The 22,673-nt window shown below is 63.4% G+C and carries 22 protein-coding genes; 14 read left to right on the top strand and 8 right to left on the bottom strand.

The genetic code is table 11. The features are described from left to right. Positions 1 to 189: 189 nt before the first annotated feature. The gene (locus tag HU764_RS10070; RefSeq protein ID WP_186703579.1) at positions 190 to 1,215 is read right to left on the bottom strand and encodes an Ldh family oxidoreductase; all 1,026 of its coding nucleotides are present in this window, start codon (positions 1,213 to 1,215) and stop codon (positions 190 to 192) included. Positions 1,216 to 1,358: 143 nt separating this feature from the next. Here HU764_RS10070 and HU764_RS10065 point away from each other — a divergent pair, with 143 nt between their 5' ends. The 11 genes from HU764_RS10065 to HU764_RS10015 all read left to right on the top strand — a co-directional run bounded on the left by HU764_RS10065 (position 1,359) and on the right by HU764_RS10015 (position 14,020). Then, positions 1,359 to 2,231 carry a MurR/RpiR family transcriptional regulator gene (locus HU764_RS10065; RefSeq protein ID WP_027593599.1) on the top strand — a complete coding sequence of 291 codons (873 nt, stop codon included), beginning with the start codon at positions 1,359 to 1,361 and terminating at the stop codon, positions 2,229 to 2,231. Positions 2,232 to 2,252: 21 nt separating this feature from the next. Further along, the gene (locus HU764_RS10060; protein ID WP_099429094.1) at positions 2,253 to 3,005 is read left to right on the top strand and encodes a transporter substrate-binding domain-containing protein; all 753 of its coding nucleotides are present in this window, start codon (positions 2,253 to 2,255) and stop codon (positions 3,003 to 3,005) included. Between the two features lie 171 nt (positions 3,006 to 3,176). Beyond that, positions 3,177 to 3,896 (top strand): ABC transporter permease, encoded by a 720-nt coding sequence (locus HU764_RS10055; RefSeq protein ID WP_027593601.1) that lies wholly within the window; start codon positions 3,177 to 3,179, stop codon positions 3,894 to 3,896. Next, a complete protein-coding gene (locus HU764_RS10050; protein ID WP_085274374.1) occupies positions 3,893 to 4,603 on the top strand; it encodes an ABC transporter permease in 711 nt (236 codons plus the stop codon). The genes HU764_RS10055 and HU764_RS10050 overlap by 4 nt, the downstream gene beginning before the upstream one ends. Positions 4,604 to 4,619: 16 nt before the next feature. Continuing rightward, positions 4,620 to 5,864 (top strand): NAD(P)/FAD-dependent oxidoreductase, encoded by a 1,245-nt coding sequence (locus tag HU764_RS10045; protein WP_186680274.1) that lies wholly within the window; start codon positions 4,620 to 4,622, stop codon positions 5,862 to 5,864. 20 nt (positions 5,865 to 5,884) lie between these two features. Continuing rightward, positions 5,885 to 6,667: an amino acid ABC transporter ATP-binding protein gene (locus HU764_RS10040; RefSeq protein WP_027593604.1), complete on the top strand. Its 783-nt coding sequence runs from the start codon at positions 5,885 to 5,887 to the stop codon at positions 6,665 to 6,667. A gap of 427 nt (positions 6,668 to 7,094) precedes the next feature. Next, on the top strand, positions 7,095 to 7,904 hold the full coding sequence (locus HU764_RS10035; RefSeq protein ID WP_099429091.1) for a gamma-glutamyl-gamma-aminobutyrate hydrolase family protein: 810 nt from the start codon (positions 7,095 to 7,097) through the stop codon (positions 7,902 to 7,904). A gap of 448 nt (positions 7,905 to 8,352) precedes the next feature. Next, entirely contained in the window at positions 8,353 to 9,264 is a 912-nt protein-coding gene (gene kdgD / locus HU764_RS10030; protein ID WP_027593606.1) for a 5-dehydro-4-deoxyglucarate dehydratase, read from the top strand. A 104-nt stretch (positions 9,265 to 9,368) separates the two neighbouring features. Further along, positions 9,369 to 10,730: an MFS transporter gene (locus tag HU764_RS10025; protein ID WP_099454424.1), complete on the top strand. Its 1,362-nt coding sequence runs from the start codon at positions 9,369 to 9,371 to the stop codon at positions 10,728 to 10,730. Between the two features lie 78 nt (positions 10,731 to 10,808). Further along, positions 10,809 to 12,362 carry a galactarate dehydratase gene (gene garD / locus HU764_RS10020; RefSeq protein ID WP_186680280.1) on the top strand — a complete coding sequence of 518 codons (1,554 nt, stop codon included), beginning with the start codon at positions 10,809 to 10,811 and terminating at the stop codon, positions 12,360 to 12,362. Between the two features lie 77 nt (positions 12,363 to 12,439). After that, positions 12,440 to 14,020 carry an aldehyde dehydrogenase (NADP(+)) gene (locus HU764_RS10015; RefSeq protein WP_085274371.1) on the top strand — a complete coding sequence of 527 codons (1,581 nt, stop codon included), beginning with the start codon at positions 12,440 to 12,442 and terminating at the stop codon, positions 14,018 to 14,020. Between the two features lie 368 nt (positions 14,021 to 14,388). Here the strand turns inward: HU764_RS10015 and HU764_RS10010 are convergent, their stop codons facing one another. Further along, on the bottom strand, positions 14,389 to 15,138 hold the full coding sequence (locus tag HU764_RS10010) for a FadR/GntR family transcriptional regulator (RefSeq protein ID WP_027593610.1): 750 nt from the start codon (positions 15,136 to 15,138) through the stop codon (positions 14,389 to 14,391). 197 nt (positions 15,139 to 15,335) lie between these two features. Between HU764_RS10010 and HU764_RS10005 the strand changes: the two genes are divergently transcribed. Beyond that, positions 15,336 to 15,986, top strand: coding sequence for a DUF998 domain-containing protein (locus HU764_RS10005; RefSeq protein WP_186703580.1), 651 nt, complete (start codon positions 15,336 to 15,338; stop codon positions 15,984 to 15,986). A gap of 74 nt (positions 15,987 to 16,060) precedes the next feature. Further along, entirely contained in the window at positions 16,061 to 16,390 is a 330-nt protein-coding gene (locus tag HU764_RS10000; RefSeq protein WP_085274370.1) for a hypothetical protein, read from the top strand. Between the two features lie 123 nt (positions 16,391 to 16,513). Here the strand turns inward: HU764_RS10000 and HU764_RS09995 are convergent, their stop codons facing one another. Together HU764_RS09995 and HU764_RS09990 are read right to left on the bottom strand one after the other, a co-directional pair. Further along, entirely contained in the window at positions 16,514 to 17,449 is a 936-nt protein-coding gene (locus tag HU764_RS09995; protein WP_186680287.1) for a LysR family transcriptional regulator, read from the bottom strand. Positions 17,450 to 17,476: 27 nt separating this feature from the next. Then, on the bottom strand, positions 17,477 to 18,451 hold the full coding sequence (locus HU764_RS09990; RefSeq protein ID WP_186703581.1) for a quinone oxidoreductase family protein: 975 nt from the start codon (positions 18,449 to 18,451) through the stop codon (positions 17,477 to 17,479). Between the two features lie 194 nt (positions 18,452 to 18,645). Here HU764_RS09990 and HU764_RS09985 point away from each other — a divergent pair, with 194 nt between their 5' ends. After that, positions 18,646 to 19,554, top strand: a complete 909-nt coding sequence (locus HU764_RS09985; RefSeq protein WP_186680291.1) for a LysR family transcriptional regulator — start codon at positions 18,646 to 18,648, stop codon at positions 19,552 to 19,554. Here HU764_RS09985 and HU764_RS09980 read toward each other — a convergent pair whose 3' ends face one another. The 4 genes from HU764_RS09980 to HU764_RS09965 form a co-directional block, all read right to left on the bottom strand. Then, positions 19,555 to 20,070 carry a DMT family transporter gene (locus HU764_RS09980; RefSeq protein WP_085274367.1) on the bottom strand — a complete coding sequence of 172 codons (516 nt, stop codon included), beginning with the start codon at positions 20,068 to 20,070 and terminating at the stop codon, positions 19,555 to 19,557. A gap of 123 nt (positions 20,071 to 20,193) precedes the next feature. Next, positions 20,194 to 20,772: a hypothetical protein gene (locus HU764_RS09975; RefSeq protein WP_027593617.1), complete on the bottom strand. Its 579-nt coding sequence runs from the start codon at positions 20,770 to 20,772 to the stop codon at positions 20,194 to 20,196. 68 nt (positions 20,773 to 20,840) lie between these two features. Continuing rightward, a complete protein-coding gene (locus HU764_RS09970; protein WP_186703582.1) occupies positions 20,841 to 22,133 on the bottom strand; it encodes a PQQ-dependent sugar dehydrogenase in 1,293 nt (430 codons plus the stop codon). Further along, on the bottom strand, positions 22,130 to 22,504 hold the full coding sequence (locus HU764_RS09965) for a DUF2231 domain-containing protein (RefSeq protein WP_186680347.1): 375 nt from the start codon (positions 22,502 to 22,504) through the stop codon (positions 22,130 to 22,132). The genes HU764_RS09970 and HU764_RS09965 overlap by 4 nt, the downstream gene beginning before the upstream one ends. Positions 22,505 to 22,673 lie beyond the last annotated feature (169 nt).

Here is a 22,673-nt window from a genome sequence, read left to right as displayed (position 1 = left end):
AGGACAGTTCGGAATGGCTGCCCTGAGGATACCCGGAGTCGCGGTGGAGGAACATCACCGATTGTGCAGGTTGTCTATGCAAGATTGCACAGCCCTAGATTCGTGCTGCCTGTAACGGCCCTTTCGCGGGTAAACCCGCTCCCACAACGCCAAACCTGTGGGAGCGGGTTTACCCGCGAAGAGGCCGGTTCAGGCAACTAATGCCTTGAGGCCCTGCAGTTCCTGCTCGGTCAATGCCACGCCCTCTTCCTCGGCCACCTCGCGCTCGCGGTAACGCCGCTCCCCGGGCATCCGCGTCAGGCCCACGGCCTGCATCTGCTCCACCAGCTCGCGGCTGCGCTGGGCGAACCGCTCGCCTTCGGCCTTGCTTGGGTCGATGACGATGATCAACTGCCCGGTCCAGGGCGTTTTGGCCCCAGGGTGCGAGGACCAGTCGAACTCCCACGAGAAATGGCCGCCCGTCAGCGCCGCCGCCAGCAGCTCGACCATCATCGACAACGCCGACCCCTTGTGCCCGCCAAACGGCAGCAAGGCGCCGCCTTCGAGAATGGCCTTGGGGTCGGTGGTCGGCTGGCCGTTGGCATCTACGCCCATGCCCTCGGGCAACTGCTGGCCGGCCCGTGCAGCGATCTGCACATCGCCATGGGCCATGGCGCTGGTGGCCATGTCAAAGACGATCGGATCATGTTCGGCACACGGCGCGGCAAAGGCGATGGGGTTGGTGCCAAACAGCGGTTTGCGTGCACCATGCGGCACCACGCAGGTCATGCTGTTGACCACACTCAGGGCCACCAGGCCCTCTTCGGCGAACGGCTCTACATCCGGCCACAGCGCCGCGAAGTGGTGCGAGTTGTGGATCGCCAGCACTGCGATGCCGGCATTGCGTGCCTTGGCCACCAACAGCTCACGGGCCGCCGCCAGCGCCGGCTGGGCAAATCCGCCCGCTGCATCGACACTCACATAGCCAGCCGCCACATCGCTGACCTTCGGCCTGGCCTGGCCATCGACCCAGCCACTGGCCAAGGTCGAGACATAGCCCGGAATACGGAACACGCCATGGCTGTGAGCACCATCGCGCTGGGCGCTGGCGCAGTTGTGGGCCAGCACCTGGGCCACGGTCTCGCTGCAGCCATGACGCTGGAGGATCGCCTGCAACAGGTTCTGCAGCTCGGTAAAAGGCACACGCACGGCAGTGCCAGTGGAAGGTGCGGACATCTGAAGCTCCTTGTTGGAATTAGAGTGGCTACAGCGTTGCAACGACAAAAACTTTCCTGCATGTGACAGCTATCTGTCAAATATTGACTTGATGACAGAAAACATTCATTTTCTATCGCAAGCCTCACCCCCGGAGAAACAGCATGAGCCAACCGATCAAGCAACGCCTGGAAAACAGCCTGCAAGGGGCTGCCGCCTCAGGCCGCACGATCGCCAGCTACATGCTTGCCAACCTGCACGAACTGCCCTTTCAGACCTCGGCCAGCATCGCTGCCAAGCTGGGTGTCAGCGAATCCAGTGTTGGCCGTTTCTGCCGCTCGTTAGGTTATGCCCACCTCAAGGCGCTCAAGCAAGACCTGCAGAACGACCTGGGCGATGGCCCGTGGCTGGTTGGTGACCGCCTGCAAGACTACCGCCAGAACCATGATGCCAGCGACAACGCCGGCAGCCTGGAGCTGGAAATCGCCGCCCTGGTGCGTGTGCACGAGTACCGCCAGAGCGAGCCCTGGCATCGCGTGGCACAGCGCCTGGCAAGCAAACCACGGGTGTTCATCGCCGGCTTTCAGACCGAGCGCGGCGTCGCTATGTGCATGAGCCACCTGCTGCAGTACCTGCGCGATGGCGTACAACTGGTCGACCTCAGCGCCGGGCACTTCGGTGAGGTGCTGTTGGGCCGCGCCGAAGACAGCGCCCTGGTGGTGTTCGAGGCGCGTCGTTATTCCCGCCACGCCCTGCAGCTGTGCCAGAAGGCGCGCGAGGCTGGCATTGCGGTCACCCTGGTGACCGATACCTTCTGTGACTGGGCCGATGCCAACGCCGACGAGGTGTTCCGCATCCCCACCGAATTCAACCTGTTCTGGGAATCCACCGCGACCATGCTGTCGTGGGTGCACCTGATGGTCAACGAGGTCTGCAAGAAGCTCGGGCCGGATGTTGAAAAACGCTTGGAAGCGACTGCCGCTCTACATAACGAATTCGTCGGCTACACCTCGTGGCCGGCGGGAAAACAACAATAGCAAGAGTGCAAGAGGTGCGAGATGAACAAGACCATGGCTATGGTAGGTGCGTGTGCCCTGCTGCTGGCGGGCGCCGCCAGTGCTGAAACCCTGCGTTTCGCCACCGAAGGTGCCTACCCGCCCTTCAACTATGTCGACGCCGATAACCAGCTGCACGGCTTCGACATCGACATCACCCACGCCCTGTGCGAACAGATGAAAGTCGAATGCACCCTGGTCGCCCAGGATTGGGAAGGCATCATCCCGGCCCTGATGGCGCGCAAGTACGACGCCGTGGTCGCGTCGATGATCGATACCGAAGAGCGCCGCAAGAAAATCGCCTTCACCGATCATTACTACCGTACCCCGCTGACGGTGGCTGTAGCCAAGGACAGCAAGATCACAGACGCCCAGAACAACTTCGTCGGCTACACCGTGGGCGCCCAATCCTCGTCTACCCAAGCCATCTATGCCGAAGACGTCTACGGCAAGGCCGGTGCCGACGTGAAGCTCTACCCGACCATGGATGAAGCCAACGCCGACCTGGCCGCAGGCCGCCTGGATGGCGTGATCGCCGACAAGTTCCCCCTGCACGAGTGGATGACCAAGAACGGCCAGGACTGCTGCAAGATCCTCGGCGACGTGGCCGACACCAAGGCCGACGCGGCCATTGCCGTGCGCAAGGATGACGAGGCGCTGCGCCAACGCCTGAATACCGCACTGCAACAGATCGTTGCCAACGGTACCTACCAGAAGATCGCCAGCAAGTATTTCGCCTTCGATATCTACAACTGATCTTCAGGAAACGACGCAATCCTGTAGGAGCAGCCTTGTGCTACGAAAGGGCCACAGAGTGGCCCCCTGCAATCTGTGCCGCGGCATACACCCTGAGGCTGCTCCGCAGCCCTTTCGCGACACAAGGCCGCTCCTACCAAGAGAACGCGTTGCCCACCTTAGGGGTTTGTCATGCTCGATCAATTGTCCTTGCTGTCCTTCGCCAGCGGAGGCTGGGGCCAGGCGTTGCTGGCCGGCGCCTTGGTCACCGTTTCGCTGGCCCTCGCCTGCCTGCCCATCGGCCTGCCGTTGGGCCTGGCCGTAGCGTTTGCCGCACGTTCGCGCAAACGCCTGCCACGGGCCTGGGCCACGACCTTTTCTACCGTGTTCCGCGGCCTGCCCGAACTGCTGACGCTGCTGATCATCTATTACGGCTGCCAGATCGCCGCGCAAAAAGTGTTGGCCGCCCTCGGCTATCAAGGCGAATTCCTGATCAACACGTTCCTGGCCGCCATGATCGCCTTCAGCCTGGTGTTTGCCGCATTCTCCAGCGAAATCTGGCTGGCGGCCTTCAAGACCCTGCCCAAAGGGCAACTTGAAGCGTGCTCGGCACTGGGCCTGAGCAAGCGCACAGGCTTCTTCAAGGTGGTGCTGCCACAACTGACGCGCATCGCCCTGCCCGGCCTGTCCAACAACTGGTTGTCGCTGCTCAAGGACACCTCGCTGGTGTCGACCATCTCGCTGGTCGACCTGATGCGCCAGACCAACCTGGCCGTCAGCGTGACCAAAGAGCCGATGTTCTTCTATGGCGTTGCCTGCCTGGGTTACCTGCTGTTCTCGGCGGTCTCGGGACGGGTCTTTGCCTTCATCGAACGGCGCAGCAGCCGTCACCTGCAAGGAGCCCGGGCATGAATATCGAACAATGGCTGGCAGTCGTCCTCGACCCGGACCTGCTGGAACGCTACGGCCCGCGCTTCGTCGATGGGCTGCTGGTGACAGCCAAGCTGGTGGCGATTTCATTCACCCTGGGCGCCGTACTCGGCCTGCTGCTGGCACTGGCACGCTTGTCGCGCAGCCAGGTGCTGCAGCGCATGTCGGCCGGTTATGTGTACTTCTTCCGCGGCTCGCCGCTGCTGGCGCAGTTGTTCCTCCTTTACTACGGCCTCGGCTCGTTGAAAGGTTTCTGGCAGGACGTCGGCCTCTGGTGGTTCTTCCGCGAAGCGTGGTTCTGCACGTTGCTGGCATTCACCCTGAACACCGCCGCCTACCAGGCCGAGATCTTCCGCGGCAGCCTGATGGCCGTCGCGCCTGGGCAGCATGAGGCGGCGCGGGCACTGAACCTGAGCCGCTCGACCACCTTCTTCAAGGTGATTCTGCCGCAGTCGCTGCTGGTGGCCATCGGCCCACTGGGCAATGAACTGATCCTGATGATCAAGGCCAGCGCGATTGCTTCGCTGGTGACCATCTACGACCTGATGGGCGTGACCAAACTGGCGTTCTCGCGCAGTTTCGACTTCCAGATCTACCTGTGGGCCGCCGTGCTCTACCTGGTGATCGTCGAGCTGGTACGGCGCCTCCTGAAACACCTGGAAGCCCGCCTGGGCCGCCACCTGAACTGACCGAAGGATACGTTCCATGCATTGCCAGACTCTCGTCCTCGGCGCCGGCATTGTCGGCGTCAGCACCGCGCTGCACCTGCAGGCGCGCGGGCGCCAGGTGATTCTGATCGACCGCGACGAACCCGGCAGCGGTACCAGCCATGGCAACGCCGGGCTGATCGAGCGCTCCAGCGTGATTCCGTATGCCTTCCCCCGGCAAGCGGGCGCGCTGCTGCGCTACGGCCTGAACCGCCAGCCCGACGTACGCTACAGCTTGCTGCACTTGCCCAAGGCCGCACCGTGGCTGTGGCGCTACTGGCGCCAGTCGGCACCGGGGCGCCTGGCGGGTGCCGCCGCCGACATGCTGCCGCTGGTACAGCGCTGCGTCGAAGAGCATGACGCGCTGATCGATGCCGCCGGCCTGGAAGGGCTAATTCAGGCCAAAGGCTGGATCGAGGTGTTCCGCGACCCGGCCCTGTTCAAGCAGGCCAAGGAGGACCTCAAAGGCTTGAGCCGTTACGGCCTGCAGTACGAGATTCTCGAATGCGGGCAGCTTCAGGCACGCGAACACCAACTGGACAGCACCGTGGTGGGTGGCATTCATTGGCTCGACCCGAAGACCGTGAACAACCCCGGCGCCCTCACCCGCGGCTATGCGGCGCTGTTCGTCCAACGTGGCGGGCAGTTCCTGCATGGCGATGCGCGCAGCCTGCGCCAGGTCGAAGGGCAATGGCAGGTCGACAGCCGTCGCGGCCCGGTCACCGCCGACGAAGTGGTGGCCTGCCTCGGTCCACAGTCGGCAGACCTCTATGAAGGCCTTGGCTACCAGATTCCGCTGGCAATCAAGCGCGGCTACCACATGCACTACGCCACCCGTGACGGTGCGCAACTCGAGCATTCGATCTGCGATACCCAAGGCGGCTATGTGTTGGCGCCCATGGCCCGGGGCGTGCGCCTGACCACCGGTATCGAGTTTGCTGCCAGCGACGCGCCAGGCAACGAAATCCAGCTGCGCCGCTGTGAAGCGTTGGCCCGGCGGTTGTTCCCGGCACTCGGCGAACGCCTCGATGACGCGCCGTGGCTGGGCCGGCGCCCGTGCCTGCCAGACATGCGCCCAGTGATTGGCCCAGCGCCGCGGCACAAAGGCCTGTGGTTCAACTTCGGGCATGCACACCATGGCCTCACCCTGGGCCCGGTCAGTGGCCGGCTGCTGGCAGAACTGCTGACCGGCGAGCGCCCGTTTACCGACCCTGCGCCCTACAGCGCGACACGTTTCGACTGAACCCTGCGGAGAACAACAATATGACCGCCCCTTTGAGCCTTGCCAGCCTTGCTCCAGCACCCGACCCGCGCCCGGTACTGATCCGTATCGAGGGTTTGAACAAGCACTATGGCGCGTTTCATGTCTTGCGCGACATCGACCTGCAGGTCCGCGAAGGCGAACGCATCGTCCTGTGCGGCCCGTCCGGTTCGGGCAAGTCGACGCTGATCCGCTGCATCAATCGCCTGGAAGTGGCCGAAAAAGGCAGCGTCCAGGTGGATGGCACCGACCTGGCCGCCACCACGCGCCAGGCGGCGCAGATCCGCAGCGAGATCGGCATGGTGTTCCAGCACTTCAACCTGTTCCCGCACATGAGCGTGCTCGACAACTGCCTGCTGGCCCCCACCAGCGTGCGTGGGCTGTCGCGCAAGGACGCCGAGGAACGCGCGCGCATGTACCTGGCCAAGGTCGGCATCGAAAGCCAGGCGCACAAATACCCCAGCCAGCTGTCCGGTGGCCAGCAACAACGCGTGGCCATCGCCCGCGCCTTGTGCATGAAACCCCGCATCATGCTGTTTGACGAGCCGACCTCGGCACTGGACCCAGAGATGGTCGCCGAGGTGCTGGATGTGCTGGTGAAACTGGCCGACACGGGCATGACGATGCTCTGCGTCACCCATGAAATGGGCTTTGCCCGGCAGGTGGCCGAGCGGGTGCTGTTCCTTGAAGGTGGGCAGATCATCGAGGACAGCCCGCCGCAGGTGTTCTTCAACCAACCGAAGACCGAGCGGGCCAAAGGGTTCCTGGCGCAGATACTGCACTGAATCCGTGTAGGAGCAGCCTTGCGCTGCGAAGAGGCCAGTGCAGACACGAAGATTTACGCTACTGCCACTGGCCTCTTCGCAGCGCAAGGCTGCTCCTACACGGTGGCGTGCCAATGCATACGCCGCCTTCATTGCACCGCTGCAATGAACCAACTGCGTCGTTAAATATAATTGACCTCACCTCCTGCCAAACCCTTGCCGCCACAGGCCTGCAACGGTTTAACCCCCCTGAAATCGGCGTATAGCCCCCTCTAAAGCCTCTACCAGTCGTTTGACATATCGAACGGCTCTGGCAAGCTAGTAACAAGTCCCGACCGGAATCGTCGCCTCTGACGAGCCGGCAGTGCTCGGGGCTTCAGGTCGCACTCAAGGCCCCGGCCGTGCGCCTGCACAACAACGACAGGTCGAACCTGTCCCAAGGTGACATATGTCCAACAGCAACATTGGCAACAAGCAACCTTCCCTGCGCAAACCCGTCGTCCTGATGACCATGGGCAGCCAAGAGCGCAAAGGCCATGACTATCAGGTCATGACCCACAAATACATTACTCCGCTGGTCGACTTCGCCGGTTGCGTCCCGGTCCTGGTGCCCACCTGCTGTGGCACTGAAGACCTCGAGACCTACTTGGACATGGCCGACGGCGTCTACCTGACCGGTGCCGGCAGCAACATCGACCCGGCGCTGTACGGCCAGGAAAACGAAACCCCCGGCAAAGGCCAGGACAAGGCACGCGACCTGTTCGACATCCCGCTGGTCAAGGCAGCCCTCAAGCGTGGCCTGCCGATCTTCGGCATCTGCCGTGGCATGCAGGAAATCAACGTGGCGCTGGGTGGCGACATCTACCAGAAGGTGTACGCCGAGCCAGGCTTCAACGACCACCGCGAAAACCCCGAAGACCCGGTCGACGTGCAGTACGCCCAAGTGCATGCCGTGAAGGTCAAGCCAGGCAGCTGGCTGCGCGACACCCTGGGTTGCGACGAGATCCGCGTAAACTCGCTGCATGGCCAAGGCCTGCGCAACCTGGGTAAAGGCATTGAGCCAATCGCCCTCGCCGAAGACGGCCTGGTCGAGGCTATTCATGCCCCGAGCATTTCGCCCTTCCTGTTCGCGGTGCAGTGGCACCCCGAGTGGCAAGCCGCGAAAAACCCTGATTCGATCAAGATCTTCCAAGCCTTCGGCGACGCTTGCCGCGCCCAGGTTCGCAAGTCCCAGGTCAAGCACCATCAGGCTGCCTGACACAAAGCTTCGTTAGCTTTGATCGCGGGGCGGCGCAAGGCCGCCCCCGCTTCCCCGGTCACCCTCTGCTGGTCCCAGAACTCTTCCCGTGGATGCGGGCGGCGGGCTTGCGCCTGTCTCCGCGATCGTTTTTTCCTTCCCCCTCAAGAGATACGATGACTGTTTGCCATGAGCCTGGGTGCCAGGCTTCATGCATGATCGGTTTTCGCCTACTACGCCCCATTCGCGGGCAAGCCCGCTCCCACAGGGTTTTCTGGGTGCTGAATGTTTGCGCTTTCCCTGTGGGAGGGGGTTTACCCGCGAAAGGGACGCCTGCAGAAACACGCCTTCCTCAGCCCATCAGGGAAAAAAAATGCATCGAGGGACTAGTCATCGTACAAGTTGTACGATAACTTACCTCCATCGCTTCTACACACCCTCACCCAAGCGCCACAGGATGCCTATAACAATGAATCCACAAGAACTGAAATCCATCCTCTCCCACGGCCTGCTGTCTTTCCCGGTCACCGACTTCAATGCCCAGGGCGACTTCAACCAGGCGGGTTACATCAAACGCCTGGAATGGCTAGCCCCTTATGGCGCCAGCGCCCTGTTCGCAGCCGGCGGTACCGGTGAGTTCTTCTCCCTGGCGGCCAGCGAATACAGCCAGGTGATCAAGACTGCCGTCGACACCTGCGCCACTTCGGTACCGATCCTCGCCGGCGTTGGTGGCTCGACCCGCCAGGCCATCGAATACGCGCAAGAAGCCGAGCGCCTGGGTGCCAAGGGCCTGCTGCTGCTGCCGCACTACCTGACCGAAGCCAGCCAGGACGGCGTCGCCGCCCACGTCGAAGCCGTGTGCAAATCGGTGAAGATCGGTGTAGTGGTCTACAACCGTAACGTCTGCCGCTTGAACGCCGACCTGCTGGAAAAACTCGCCGAGCGTTGCCCGAACCTGATCGGCTACAAAGATGGCCTGGGTGATATCGAGCTGATGGTGTCGATCCGCCGCCGCCTGGGCGATCGTTTCAGCTACCTGGGTGGCCTGCCGACCGCCGAAGTGTATGCGGCTGCCTACAAGGCCTTGGGTGTACCGGTCTACTCGTCGGCCGTGTTCAACTTCGTGCCAAAGACCGCGATGGACTTCTACCACGCCATCGCCCGCGAAGACCACGCCACCGTTGGCAAGCTGATCGACGACTTCTTCCTGCCGTACCTGGACATCCGTAACCGCAAGGCCGGCTACGCAGTCAGCATCGTCAAGGCGGGCGCCAAGATCGCCGGTTACGACGCAGGCCCGGTGCGCACGCCGCTGACCGACCTGACTGCTGAAGAATACGAAATGCTCGCAGCCCTGATGGACAAGATGGGTCCGCAATAAGCGAACCCCCGCGGCCTGTCTCAGCCGCACCCGGAGTGGGAAGCCCCCACTCCGGTTACACCTCGTGAGCCCGCACAAAAATAACTAGTGGGAGTACTACCAGCATGCAAGCGACTAAGAAGACGCATGTGCGCTACCTGATCCTGTTCATGCTGTTTCTGGTGACCACGATCAACTATGCCGACCGCGCTACCATTGCAATCGCAGGCTCCAGCCTGCAGAAAGACCTCGGCATTGACGCCGTCACCCTCGGTTATATCTTCTCTGCCTTTGGATGGGCTTACGTGGCCGGCCAGATCCCTGGTGGCTGGCTGCTCGACCGTTTCGGCTCCAAGAACGTCTACGCCTTCAGCATCTTCACCTGGTCGCTGTTCACCCTGTTGCAAGGGTTTGTCGGTGGCCTGCCGGTGGCATGGGCAATCGTGACGCTGTTCACCCTGCGTTTTCTGGTCGGTTTTGCCGAAGCCCCGTCGTTCCCGGGCAACGCCCGCATCGTCGCGGCCTGGTTCCCCACCGCAGAACGCGGCACGGCCTCGGCCATCTTCAACTCGGCCCAGTACTTCGCCACCGCACTGTTTGCCCCGATCATGGGCTGGATTGTCTTCAGCTTCGGTTGGGAACACGTGTTCGTGGTCATGGGCGGCCTCGGCATCCTGTTCTCGTTCGTCTGGATGAAGACCATCTACAACCCCAAGCAACACCCGCGCATCAGCCAAAGCGAGCTCGAGCACATCGAGCAGAACGGCGGCCTGGTGGACATGGACCAGAAACGCGGCAACGACGGCCCGAAATGGGGCTACATCAAGCAGTTGCTCACCAGCCGCATGCTGCTGGGCGTGTACCTAGGCCAGTATTGCATCAACGCCATCACCTACTTCTTCCTGACGTGGTTCCCGGTGTACCTGGTGCAAGAGCGTGGGATGACCATCCTCAAGGCGGGCATCATTGCCTCGCTGCCGGCCATTTGCGGCTTCATCGGTGGCGTGCTGGGCGGGGTGCTGTCGGACTGGCTGCTGCGCCGCGGCAATTCGCTGACCTTCTCGCGCAAGCTGCCGATCGTCTGCGGCCTGTTGCTGTCGACCACCATGGTCTTCTGCAACTACGTCGACGCTGAATGGATGGTGGTCGGTTTCATGACCTTGGCCTTCTTCGGCAAAGGCATTGGTGCACTGGGCTGGGCTGTGGTCGCCGACACCTCGCCCAAGCAGATCGCCGGCCTTTCGGGCGGCCTGTTCAACACCTTCGGCAACATCGCCTCGATCACCACGCCCATCGTCATCGGCTACATCATCAGCGCCACCGGTTCGTTCAAGTGGGCCCTGGTGTATGTAGGCGCCAACGCCCTGGTCGCGGTGTTCAGCTACCTGGTGATCGTCGGCCCGATCAAGCGCATCGAGCTGCATGAAACCCCAAAGGCTGAAGCCGACGTCACCGCCAATGGTGACCTGGCAAGCGCCCGACACTGAGTGAACACGCCCGCGCCCGGCACCTGCCGGCCGCGGGCGGATGTATAAAGCCTGAGCAATCACAAGAAGGGCCCGAACATGCAGTTGATCGAACATTCCGACTCGCCCCGCTACGTCCGCCTGCACGATGACGACAATGTCGTGGTAGTGGTCAACGACGGTGGCCTGGGCGAAGGCGCCCGCTTTCCCGACGGCCTGACCCTGGTCGAAGGCGTGCCGCAGAGCCACAAGGTCGCCACCGTACTGATCGCCAAAGGCGAGCCGGTGCGCCGCTATGGGCAGATCATCGGTTACGCCCTTGAAGACTTGCCCCAAGGCAGCTGGGTTCAGGAAAGCCAGCTGGCCATGCCAGAAGCCCCAGCGCTGGACAGCCTACCGCGCTGCGACGCCGTCCCCGACGCCTTGCCGCCGCTCGAGGGGTTTACCTTCGAGGGCTACCGCAATGCCGACGGCACCGTCGGCACCCGCAACATCCTCGGCATCACCACCACCGTGCAATGCGTGACGGGCGTGCTGGAGCATGCGGTCAAGCGTATTCGCCAAGAGTTGCTGCCGTTGTACCCCAACGTCGATGACGTGGTCGCCATCACCCACAGCTACGGCTGCGGCGTGGCGATCAACGCCCGCGATGCCTACATCCCGATCCGCACCGTGCGCAACCTGGCGCGCAACCCTAACCTTGGCGGCGAAGCGCTGGTCATCAGCCTGGGCTGTGAAAAGCTGCAGGCCGGCCAGGTCATGCACGACAACGACCCCTCGGTAGACCTCAGCGACCCGTGGCTGTATCGCCTGCAGGACGCCAGCCTGGGCTTCGGCGAAATGATCGAACAGATCATGGCGCTGGCTGAAACCCGCCTGAAGAAACTCGACCAGCGCCGTCGCGAAACGGTGCCCGCCAGCGAGCTGATCCTGGGCATGCAGTGCGGCGGCAGCGATGCCTTCTCCGGCATCACTGCCAACCCCGCGCTGGGCTATGCCTCCGACCTGCTGGTACGCGCCGGCGCGACCGTGCTGTTCTCGGAAGTGACCGAAGTGCGTGACGCCATCTACATGCTGACCTCCCGCGCCGAGAACCAGGACGTGGCTGAGGCGCTGGTGCGCGAGATGGACTGGTACGACCGCTACCTGCAGCAAGGTGCGGCCGACCGCAGCGCCAACACCACGCCGGGCAATAAGAAAGGCGGCCTGTCGAATATCGTCGAAAAGTCCTTGGGCTCGATCGTGAAGTCCGGCAGCGGCGCTATTCAGGGCGTGCTCGGCCCTGGCGAGCGAGTCGCCCGCAAAGGCCTGATCTTCTGCGCGACCCCGGCCAGCGACTTTGTCTGCGGCACCTTGCAGCTCGCAGCTGGCATGAACCTGCATGTCTTCACCACCGGCCGCGGCACGCCGTACGGCCTGGCCATGGCACCCGTGGTCAAGGTGTGCACCCGCACCGAGCTGGCCGAGCGCTGGCCTGACCTGATCGACATCGACGCCGGGCGCATCGCCACAGGCCGCTCGAGCATCGAGGAACTGGGTTGGGAGCTGTTCCACTACTACCTGGACGTGGCCAGCGGCCGCAAGCAGACCTGGGCCGAACAACACCGGCTGCACAACGACATCACCCTGTTCAACCCGGCGCCGATTACCTGATGTAGCAGTTTGGCATGGCCCCTGTGGGAGCGGGCCATGCCGTCCTTCAGCCTTTTATTTCATCAAAGGAGCACCCCATGCCTGAGATCCTCGGCCACAACTTCATCGCCGGCCAGCGCAGCGCCGCTGGCGCGCAACGCCTGCAGAGCCTGGACGCCACCACTGGCGAGGCCCTGCCCTACAGCTTTGCCCAGGCCACCGAGGCTGAAGTGGACCAAGCCGCTCAAGCCGCCGCTGCCGCCTTCGCCGAATTCCGCCAACTGGCCCCGGCGCGCCGCGCCGAATTCCTCGATGCCATCGCCGCCGAACTGGATGAGCTGGACGACGCCTTCGTCGCCATCGTCTGCCGCGAAACCGCCCTGCCTGCAGGGCGTATCCAGGGCGAGCGCGGGCGTACCAGTGGCCAGATGCGCCTGTTCGCGCAAGTCCTGCGCCGCGGTGATTACCTGGGGGCACGCATCGACCTGGCCCTGCCGGATCGCCAACCGCTGCCTCGTGTCGACCTGCGCCAGATGCGCATTGGCGTAGGCCCGGTTGCCGTGTTCGGTGCCAGCAACTTCCCGCTGGCCTTCTCGACTGCCGGTGGCGACACCGCCGCCGCCCTCGCCGCAGGCTGCCCGGTAGTGTTCAAGGCGCACAGCGGCCACATGGCCACAGCCGACCTGGTCGGTTGTGCCATCCAGCGCGCCGCTGAGCGCACCGGCATGCCCAAGGGCGTGTTCAACATGGTCTTCGGCGGCGGGGTCGGCGAATGGCTGGTCAAGCACCCGGCGATCCAGGCCGTCGGCTTTACTGGCTCGCTCAAGGGTGGCGATGCGCTGTGCCGCATGGCCGCCGAACGCCCACAGCCGATCCCGGTGTTTGCCGAGATGTCGAGCATCAACCCGGTGATCATCCTGCCCGGCGCCCTGGCCAAACGCGGCGAAGCCATCGCCCGCGAACTGGCAGGCTCAGTGTGCCTGGGTGCCGGCCAGTTCTGCACCAACCCTGGCCTGGTGATCGGCCTGCAATCGCCGCAATTCAGCCAGTTGCTGGCCGACCTCGGCCAGCACCTCGACCAACAGGCCGGCCAGACCCTGCTCAACGCCGGCGGCCTGCGCAGCTACGTTGGCGGCCTGGAGCACCTGCACGCCCACGCTGGCATCGAGCACCTGGCCGGCCAGGCACAGGAAGGCAACCAGGCCCGCGCCCAGCTGTTCAAGGCTGACGCCCGCCTGCTGGTCGACGCCGACCCGTTGCTGCAAGAAGAAGTGTTTGGCCCGACCACTGTGGCCGTCGAAGCCCAGGACAACGAACAACTGCGCGCCGCACTGCTCGGCCTACGCGGCCAACTGACCGCGACCCTGATCGGCGAGCCGGAGGATTTCGAAGCGTTCGCCTGGCTGGTGCCGCTGCTGGAAGAAAAGGTCGGCCGGATCCTGGTCAATGGCTACCCGACGGGTGTCGAAGTGTGCGACGCCATGGTGCATGGCGGGCCATACCCGGCAACCTCGGATGCACGCGGCACGTCGGTCGGCACCTTGGCCATCGACCGCTTCCTGCGCCCGGTGTGCTACCAGAACTACCCGCAGGCGCTGCTGCCTGAGGCGCTGCGCGATGGCAACCCGCTGGGGCTGCGTCGCCTGGTGAATGGGCAGTGGAGCGAAGAGGCGATCTGATCGTCTTAGAATGGAAAAAGCCCCGCACATGTCGTAATGCTGTTCACTTAAGTTATCCATCGCCTGTATTGGGGCCGCTTTGCGGCCCATCGCGGCACAAGGCCGCTCCCACAATGTTCGCGCATGCCCTGTAAATAGGGGCATAACGCGGTCGGTGTGGGAGCGGCCTTGTGCCGCGATGGGCCGCAGAGCGGCCCCGGCATTCTTAACTGAACAGCATTACGCACATGTCGGGGCTTTTTCTTTTGTCTGTACCGGCCCCTTCGCGGCTGAACCCGCTCGCACAGGGGTGGCACAGATTTCAGGCCTGCAGTGATCCTGTGGGAGCGGGTTTACCCGCGAAGAGGCCAGCCTGGGCGACAGAGGGCTCAGACCCCCTGCGCCTCCGCCTCTTCATGCGCCTGACGCAACCGCTCGCGGCTGTTGCTCAAGTGCATGCGCATGGCCATCTTCGCCCCTTCGCTGTCTTGCCGGGCAATCGCTTCGTAGATCGCCTCGTGCTCATGCATCAACCGGCTCATGTAGTGCGCCTGGTCATCATGGGCCAGGCGTGCCGAATTGAGCCGGGTACGTGGAATGATGCTGGTACCCAGGTGGTTGATGATGTCGGCAAAGTAGTGGTTGCCGCTGGCCTGGGCGATGCGCAAGTGGAACTGGAAGTCCGCGGAAACGGCATCGGTCGCATGGGCCGCGCCTTCGTTGAGCTCGTCCAGCGCTGCGCGCATGCCAACCAGCTGTTCATCGCTGCGCCGCTGCGCCGCCAACCCTGCCGACTCGATCTCCAGGGCAATGCGCAACTCCAGCACTGCCAGCACTTCGCGCAGGGTCACCACGGTCGCCGGGTCGATGCGGAAACCGCCCGTGGCCGGTGCGTCCAGCACAAAGGTGCCGATGCCATGGCGGGTCTCCACCTGGCCTGCGGCCTGCAGCCGCGAGATGGCCTCGCGCACCACGGTGCGGCTGACGCCCTCTTCCGCCATGATCTGCGATTCGGTCGGCAGCTTGTCGCCGCGCTTGAGCTGGCCGCTGCGAATTCGCTCGGTCAGCACCGTGACCAGTTCCTGGGCCAGACTGCGCGGCTTGCGCCGGGTCCTTGCCTGTACCTGCTGCTCTGTCATGCCCTGTATTTCACCTTGAAAGACAGCGCCCATAATAGCGCAAGCAGTTGTACGATCACATACACCCAATGCGGTATTTCACACTGTGTCTGCGACACGCGTAATGCGAAAAATCAGCGCCACATGCTGGCCCAAAGCCAGCGAAAGGCTGTACCGTGCGGCTTCGCGCTCACTTATCCATGGAAGGAAACGACAGCATGAAACCGCTCGACCGCATTCTGCTCGCCACTGGCCTGCTGATCCCCCTGTGGCTGCTGGCCGGCGTGTGGCTGACCGCCCAGGCGTACCCCGGCTATGACCACCTGCAACAGGCCATGAGCCAACTCGGCGCCGTGGGTGCAGCTACCCAGCACTGGTCACCGCGGGTCAACAACTTCCCACTGGCCGTGTTGTTCGCACTGTTTGCCTGGGGCCTGGCCCGTCGCTGGCAGGGATCGACCCTGGCGCGGGTCAGCGCGGCCCTGGTGCTGCTGCATGGCCTGGGCAGCCTGGGCACCGGCTGGTTCCCCTGCGACCAAGGGTGTGCACCGGCACAGCCTTCGCTGTCGCAGCAGTTGCACAACCTCTCGGGCTTGCTGATGTTCCTTTCGTTGACCCTGGCCAGTGCGCTGTGGGCCTGGCTAGGCAACCGGATGGCCGGCTCACGGGCCTTGAGCCTGTTCTCCTTGGCAGCCGTAGTGCTGGCGATCGTGACCGTCGCGCTGATGGGCAAGGCTGTTGAAAGTGGCCATCTGTTCGGCTTGTACCAGCGCTTGAACTACGGCGTATCGGTCATCTGGGTGGCAGGCCTTGCCTGGGCCAGCCTGCGTGCCCCCGCCTCAGGGCGGTTGCGAATGGCCACTGCCTGACGGCAAATTGCTGGCCCCCAGGTGTTTGAAGGGAAGGCAAACTCCCTTCCCCTTCAGATGCTTAGGACAGCAACATGCGAGTACTTCTAGCAACGATGGCTGGCTGCCTGCTGGCCACGGCCGCCTTCGGCGTGCAGGCCAGGACGCTGAGCCAGAACGATCGCCAGACCTGTGGCTGGGGCGCACAGATCGCCGCAGAAGCCCAGCAGGCCAAGCTATCAGGGGTAACCCTGTATGCCACGCGCAAGAAGTTACAGGCGCGCAAGTTCGCCAAGCCGTGGATGCGCATGACCGCGTTCGGCATTACCGAGCAGACTTACAACAGCCGTTCGCGATTGAAACCTGCGGCGATCAAACAGACCTATTACGAGCAATGCGTGCAGCATGCCGTCGCAAGGCGATAAATCCATATTTCTCAATAGGTTAGCCTGATTATTTTCAGCAAAATCTTAACAACAGGCAAAACAGCTAAAAATAGTTTTTATCGTTTATTTTCAATTAGTTAAATAATAAAATTAAGGCGAAATCTAAAGATGATCGCCCTGGTGCCGCCAGGGCGCTCCCGCACTGAACTGCTCAGTCACCCACGCCTTGAAAACCCCGAGTGCAGCGGTGTTCAGCCGTGCCGTAGGCCGCACCAGGTAGATCCCTGCCGCCACATCGAGCTGCCACTGCGGTAGCACCCGCACCAAGCGCCCACTGGTCAAGTCCTCACCCATCAACCAGTCGCCGCCAGCCAATATGCCCACCCCCCGGCGGGCAGCTTCGAGCAAGGCTTCATTGTCATTACTGCGCAACGAACCACTGACCTTGACACTGACTTGCTGCGCTTGCCGGGTGAGGCGCCATTCGGGAAACGAACGCAAGCCGCTGAAGCCGAGGCAGTTATGCCCGGCTAGCTGCTCAGGCTGCTGCGGCGTGCCATGGCGGGCCAAGTAACCCGGCGAGGCGCAGAGGATGCGGCGGTGATCGCACAGTTGTTGCGCCACCAGGCGGTTATCGGCCAACTCGCCGATACGGATGGCAGCGTCAAAGCCCTCGCCGATCAGGTCAACGAAGCGATCAGCGTACTCGGCCTCCACTGTGACCTGCGGATAGGCCAGCACAAAATCCGCCAACATCCCGCTCAACCAGCGCCGCCCCATGGCCGCCGGCAAGGCGAGGCGCAAACGCCCCCGCACCGTTACCGCCCCTTGCGTGGCTTCCTGTTCGGCTTCGGCGATCAGCCGGCTGGCCTCACGCACCCGCGCCACCAACCGTTCACCTTCGTCGGTGAAGCGCAGTTGCCGCGTGCTGCGCTCAACCAAGCGGATACCAAGGCGTGCTTCGAGTGCGCTCAGGCGCTTGGACAGCACCGTGGGGTGGCGCGCCAGTTGCTGTCCAGCAGCCGCGAACGACCCCTGCTCGTGTAGGGCCAGCAAGGTGGCAAGTTCATCGGCGCGGCGGCTGTCGAAGGCATCCATGGCAAGGCTCGGCAGAAGGTAGGAAAGTCAGGCAGTGAGAATCAGCGCCCCTTCCGACAGCCCTTGCTCCAGGTCCGCGTGGGCCCTGGCCGCTTCGGCCAGCGGGTAGCGACGCCAGACCCGAGGCTGGATGATACCTGCGTCGACCGCCGCCAGCACATCGGCGGCGCGCTGCTGGTACTCCTCGACGGTACGCGTATGGGCTGCCAGTGACGGGCGCGTCAGGTAGAGGGAGCCCTTGGCATTGAGCGTGGCCACTTCAATGGCCGCCGGCGCGCCGGAGGTGCCGCCAAATGACACCAGCAACCCGCGCGGGCGCAGGCTGTCCAGCGAGGCCTCCAGCGACACCTTGCCGACACTGTCATACACGACGTCCACGCCCTCGCCCTGCGTCAACTCACGCACCTCCTTGGCCAACGTGGCCGCCTCGAACACCATCACGTGATGGCAGCCCGCCGCCCGCGCCCGTTCGACGCTCTGTGGTCGTGACACTACGCCAATCACGGTCGCCCCCAGGTGCCTGGCCCAAGACGCCATGAGCTGCCCCAATGCCCCGCCCGCGCCATACAGCAGCACCTGGGTACGCGGCCCCACGCGGTAGGTGCTCTTCAGCAGGTACTGCGCGGTGATGCCCTTGAACAATACGGCTGCGGCGGCTTCGGCATCCAGTGAGTCCGGCAGCTTTACCAGGCGCTCGGCAGGGAACAGCCGCCCGCTGGCATAAGCGCCTACCGGGCCCATCGCATACGCCACCCGGTCCCCCACGCGCACATTGCCCACCCCTTCACCCACCGCGCTCACCCGCCCGGCGCCCTCAAGCCCCAGGCCAGACGGCAATGCCAGGGGCACCCCGCCCTTGCGCTGCAGTACGTCCAGCGGGTTGACGCCCATGGCGGTCTGCTCCAGCCACACCTCGCCTGGCCCTGGCACTTGCGGTTGGACGTGCTGCACCTGCATGACATCAGCAGTGCCGGTGGCGTTGAGTGTTATACGGCTGGCCATGATCGATTCCTGTGAGGATGACGGTTTCGATACAGGCTAATTAGGCATGGCAAGTTGAACAATACGGCGCAGTGCAGATGATTTCTGCAACCCGTGCAGCAATAGCCGACCGCCATGCGCACCGCCGCCCACCCAAACCAGGACATCTGTTAGGCTGATCAAAGCCCGCCAAACCAGCCTCGACTATTCGCCCCATGGATGAACTGCGCAAGATCGACCTCAACCTGCTGCTGGCCTTGCATGCACTGCTGACAGAGAAGCACGTGACCCGCGCCGCCCTGCGCCTGCACCGCAGCCAGCCGGCGGTGAGCCACGCGCTGGCACAACTGCGCAGGCACTTCGACGACCCTTTGCTGATACGCCAGAACGGCCGCATGGCCCTGACCGCACGTGCGCAGGCACTGGCCAAGCCGCTGCAAGATGCCTTGGGCAACCTCAACGCGCTGCTGGCCGCTCCACTGTTCGACCCTGCCAAGGCGCAGCGTCGGTTCCGTTTGTCATTGTCCGACTATGCTTCGCGCATCATCCTTCCGCCCCTGGTCCGCCACGTGCGCCAGGTAGCACCCGGTGTGGACCTGGCAATCAGCCAGGCCAGCCGTGAAACCATGCTGGCCCAGCTGCTCGACGGGGAGCTCGACCTGGCCTTGGGCCTATTCCCCGAGCTGCCGCAGAGCATCACCGCCCAGCCCCTGTTCGAGGAACACTTCATCAGTGTTGCCGACCGCCAGGTGCTGCCTGCCAGTGGGGGCCTAGCGTTGGCCGACTGGCTGGCTCGCCCCCATGTGTTGATGGCCATGCACCCCGATGCCCATGATGAAATAGAACGGGCATTGGCCGCCCACGGCCTGCAGCGGCGGATAGCCCTGGCACTGCCGCACTGGAGCGCAGCGGTCGAGGTGCTTGCGGGCACCGATCTGATTCTCACAGTGGCCAGCCGCGCGGTAGGTTCATTGCGCCAGCATCAGGCGTTGCGCCGGTTTGAGCCGCCACTGGCCATTCCTTCGTTTGCCTATCAGCAGGCCTGGCACAGCCGCAAAGACAGCGACGCCGGGCATCGCTGGCTGCGCGAGGCCGTGTGGGCCTGCAGCCAGCCAGGCACTTGATCAGCGCTGTGACTGCTCGAGCACCACAGGCTTGGCCGCAGCGCTGCTCCCCCAGTTCCCCTGGACCAGAAACACCCCACACAGGATCAGTACCACGCCGGCCACCCGAGCCAGGCTGACCGGTTTGCCCCCCAGCCCCATTACCCCGAAATGGTCAGCGATGACCGCCGTCAAGATCTGCCCTGCCACCACCAGCACCAGAAAGCCTGCAGCGCCCAGTTTCGGTGTCAGTGCTGCCGCGCCGGCCACGTAGAGCGCGCCCAGCACGCCGCCAATCCACAGCCACCACGGCCCTTGGAGGGCCTTGCCCAGGTCTGGCGTTGGCACCCGCAGTATCAGCAGCGCCGCAATCACCACCACAGAACTGACCGTCAGCGAGGTGAACGCCCCCCATAACCAGTGGCCCAACGCCCGGCCAACAGCGGCGTTGCCAGCTGCCTGAAACGGCAGTACGGCACCCGCCAGCAACGCCATCGCGACAGGGATACCCAGCAGAACCATCGACTTGCTCAACATGACCACCCTCACCTTGTTGTGTGATGGAGGCCATGATCGATGGATCTGCAACGCTTATGGAAATCAAACACATGCACCCCGACTATTCGCCGCATGAATAGCCGGGCACCTCACACGCCGAACCTAGCGTGAGGTCTCTACGCGCAGCACTTCGGTGTAGATGGCATCGACCGTTTGGCCGACCTTGAGGTTCTTCATGCGCGCCTGCAGGTCAGGGTTCTCGACCTTTACCACCTGCAGCTTGCCTTCCGGCGGCAGCAGGCTCACCTCATGCTTCTTGAGGTCGATCTTCTTGATCTGCGACGTGACCTTGACCTGGCGGAACGCCTCACCGCCCGGGTTGGGGTTGTCCTTGGTGGCGCGAATGCTGCCGGACTCATCACTCACTTTAGGCGCGCCGCCCACGTCGGTATTGAGCACATAAGCCACAGCGCGGGTCACGTAGATGTCAACCGTGTCGCCGACCTTGAGGTTGGGCAGCGCCTTGGCCTTCTCGGTCAATTGAAAGGTCACAGGCTTGCCGTTGGCGCCCTCCACCGTGACCTGGCGGCTGGCCAGGTCGATAGCCTGCACCTTGGTGGTGACATGGCTTTCCAGCGCTTCGCTACCAATCGGCACATCAGCGGCCTGGGCCGTGAAGCTGCCAGCGAAGACCAGCGAGGCGAGTGCGACAGCGCGAGCGAGTGAGCTAATGGGTTTCATAGGCCTGCTTCCCTGTATTCGTTTCCGGGTTGGCGCGTGAAAGGTTCACGCGCCAACAAGCATAGTCATTACTGGCTGCGCGTCACCCGCCAGACCGTATTGGCCAGGTCGTCGGCAATGATCAAGGCACCGCGCGGGTCGACGGTGACCCCTACCGGCCGCCCACGCGTCTTGCCGTCCTCGCCCCGGAAGCCCGTGGCGAAGTCGATCGGTTCACCTGCCGGCTTGCCATTGCTGAACGGCACGAAGATCACCTTGTAGCCCACGGGGTTTGGCCGGTTCCAGCTACCGTGTTCACCCACGAACACCCCATCGGCGAAGCGCTCGCCCATGGCCGGTACCGAGAAGTCGACCCCCAATGCAGCCACATGCGAGCCAAGGCTGTAGTCCGGCTTGATTGCCGCCGCCACCTTGTCCGGGTTCTGTGGCCTGACTCGGTCATCGACGTTCTGGCCCCAATAACTGTAGGGCCACCCATAAAACCCGCCTTCACGCACCGACGTCAGGTAGTCCGGGACCAGATCAGGGCCGAGCTCATCACGCTCGTTGACCACCGCCCACACCTGCCCGCTCTGCGGCTGAACAGCCAAGGCCGTCGGGTTGCGCAAGCCGGTCGCATAGGGCCGGTGAGCACCGGTCTGGGCATCGACCTGCCAGACCATGGCCCGATCGATCTCCACTTCCAGGCCGCGCTCGGTGATGTTGCTGTTCGAGCCGATACCCACATAAAGGAAGCGCCCATCAGCGCTGACGGCCAGCGACTTGGTCCAGTGGTGGTTGATTTCAGCAGGCAGGTCGGTGACCTTGACCGGCGCACCGCTGGCCTTGGTCTGGCCCTGTTGGTAGTCGAAACGCACCAATGCATCCTGGTTGGCCACGTACAGCTTGCCGTTGGCAAACGCCAGGCCGTAAGGGGCGTTGAGGTTTTCAGCAAACACCGTCTGCACCTCGTAGGTGCCATCGCCGTCGGCGTCGCGCAGCAAGGTCAGGCGATTGCCGCCTTTGACCTGGGTATTGCCCTTGGCCTTGATCTGGCTGGCGATCACATCCTTGGGTTTGAGTTTAGCGGCGTTGCCGCCGCGGCCTTCGGCTACGAGAATATCGCCATTAGGCAGCACCAGGCTCTGGCGCGGGATGTTCAGGCCGGTGGCGATTGCCGTGACGCTGAAGCCCTCAGGCACAGTCGGCTTCTGCTCACCCCAGGCCACTGGCTCAGCGATCTTCATGCTCGGCAGCAAACCACGCTGTGGCTCAGGCAGCTTGGGGTCCGGGCCATGGGCTTGAGTGGGCGTGCCTTCCCCACCACAGGCGCTGATCAGTAACGCCATGCTCAACAGGCTCAAGGTATGCAAAGGCTTCATGCCACACCTCCCGAACGCAGGTTGCTAAGGCCAGTCCACGCTGCGACAGCTGCGAGCCCGGTCACAATGACCGACAGCACCAACCCCGACGGCATCACTGCCCAGGCGTCCTTGGCATGCTCGAAGGCATTGACCAACCCCAACACCCAGGTCGCCAGCAACAGCACGAAATACAGGGTCGCACGCCCGCCCTTGCGCTCGGCGCGGATCAGGTTGACCAACGCGAACAGCAGCGCCAGCCCACAGAACACCAGGCCACCGGCAATCAGCCAGGCCGCGAAGTTGCTCCATTGGATCTGGTAGCTATTGAAGTAGGCGATATCGCTCAGCAGCGCGCCAAGAAACAGCGGAACACTGCCGGCCAGCAGCATGGCGTGCAGTGGGCCTGGCGTGCAGCGGTAAAGGGTTTGCTCAGATGCGGTCACGGCGCCTCCTTATCGTTCAGTGACCCGAGCCTGATGACAAAGACATCATCAAGCGTGCGCGGGGTGCGCTAAAGAAAGGAGCGTCTCTACGACGGGATAGTTCACCGTTTCGCTT

Origin of the sequence: Pseudomonas kermanshahensis (assembly GCF_014269205.2) — a bacterium.
Taxonomy (GTDB): domain Bacteria; phylum Pseudomonadota; class Gammaproteobacteria; order Pseudomonadales; family Pseudomonadaceae; genus Aquipseudomonas; species Aquipseudomonas kermanshahensis.
This window is presented reverse-complemented; position numbering and strand designations above follow the sequence as displayed.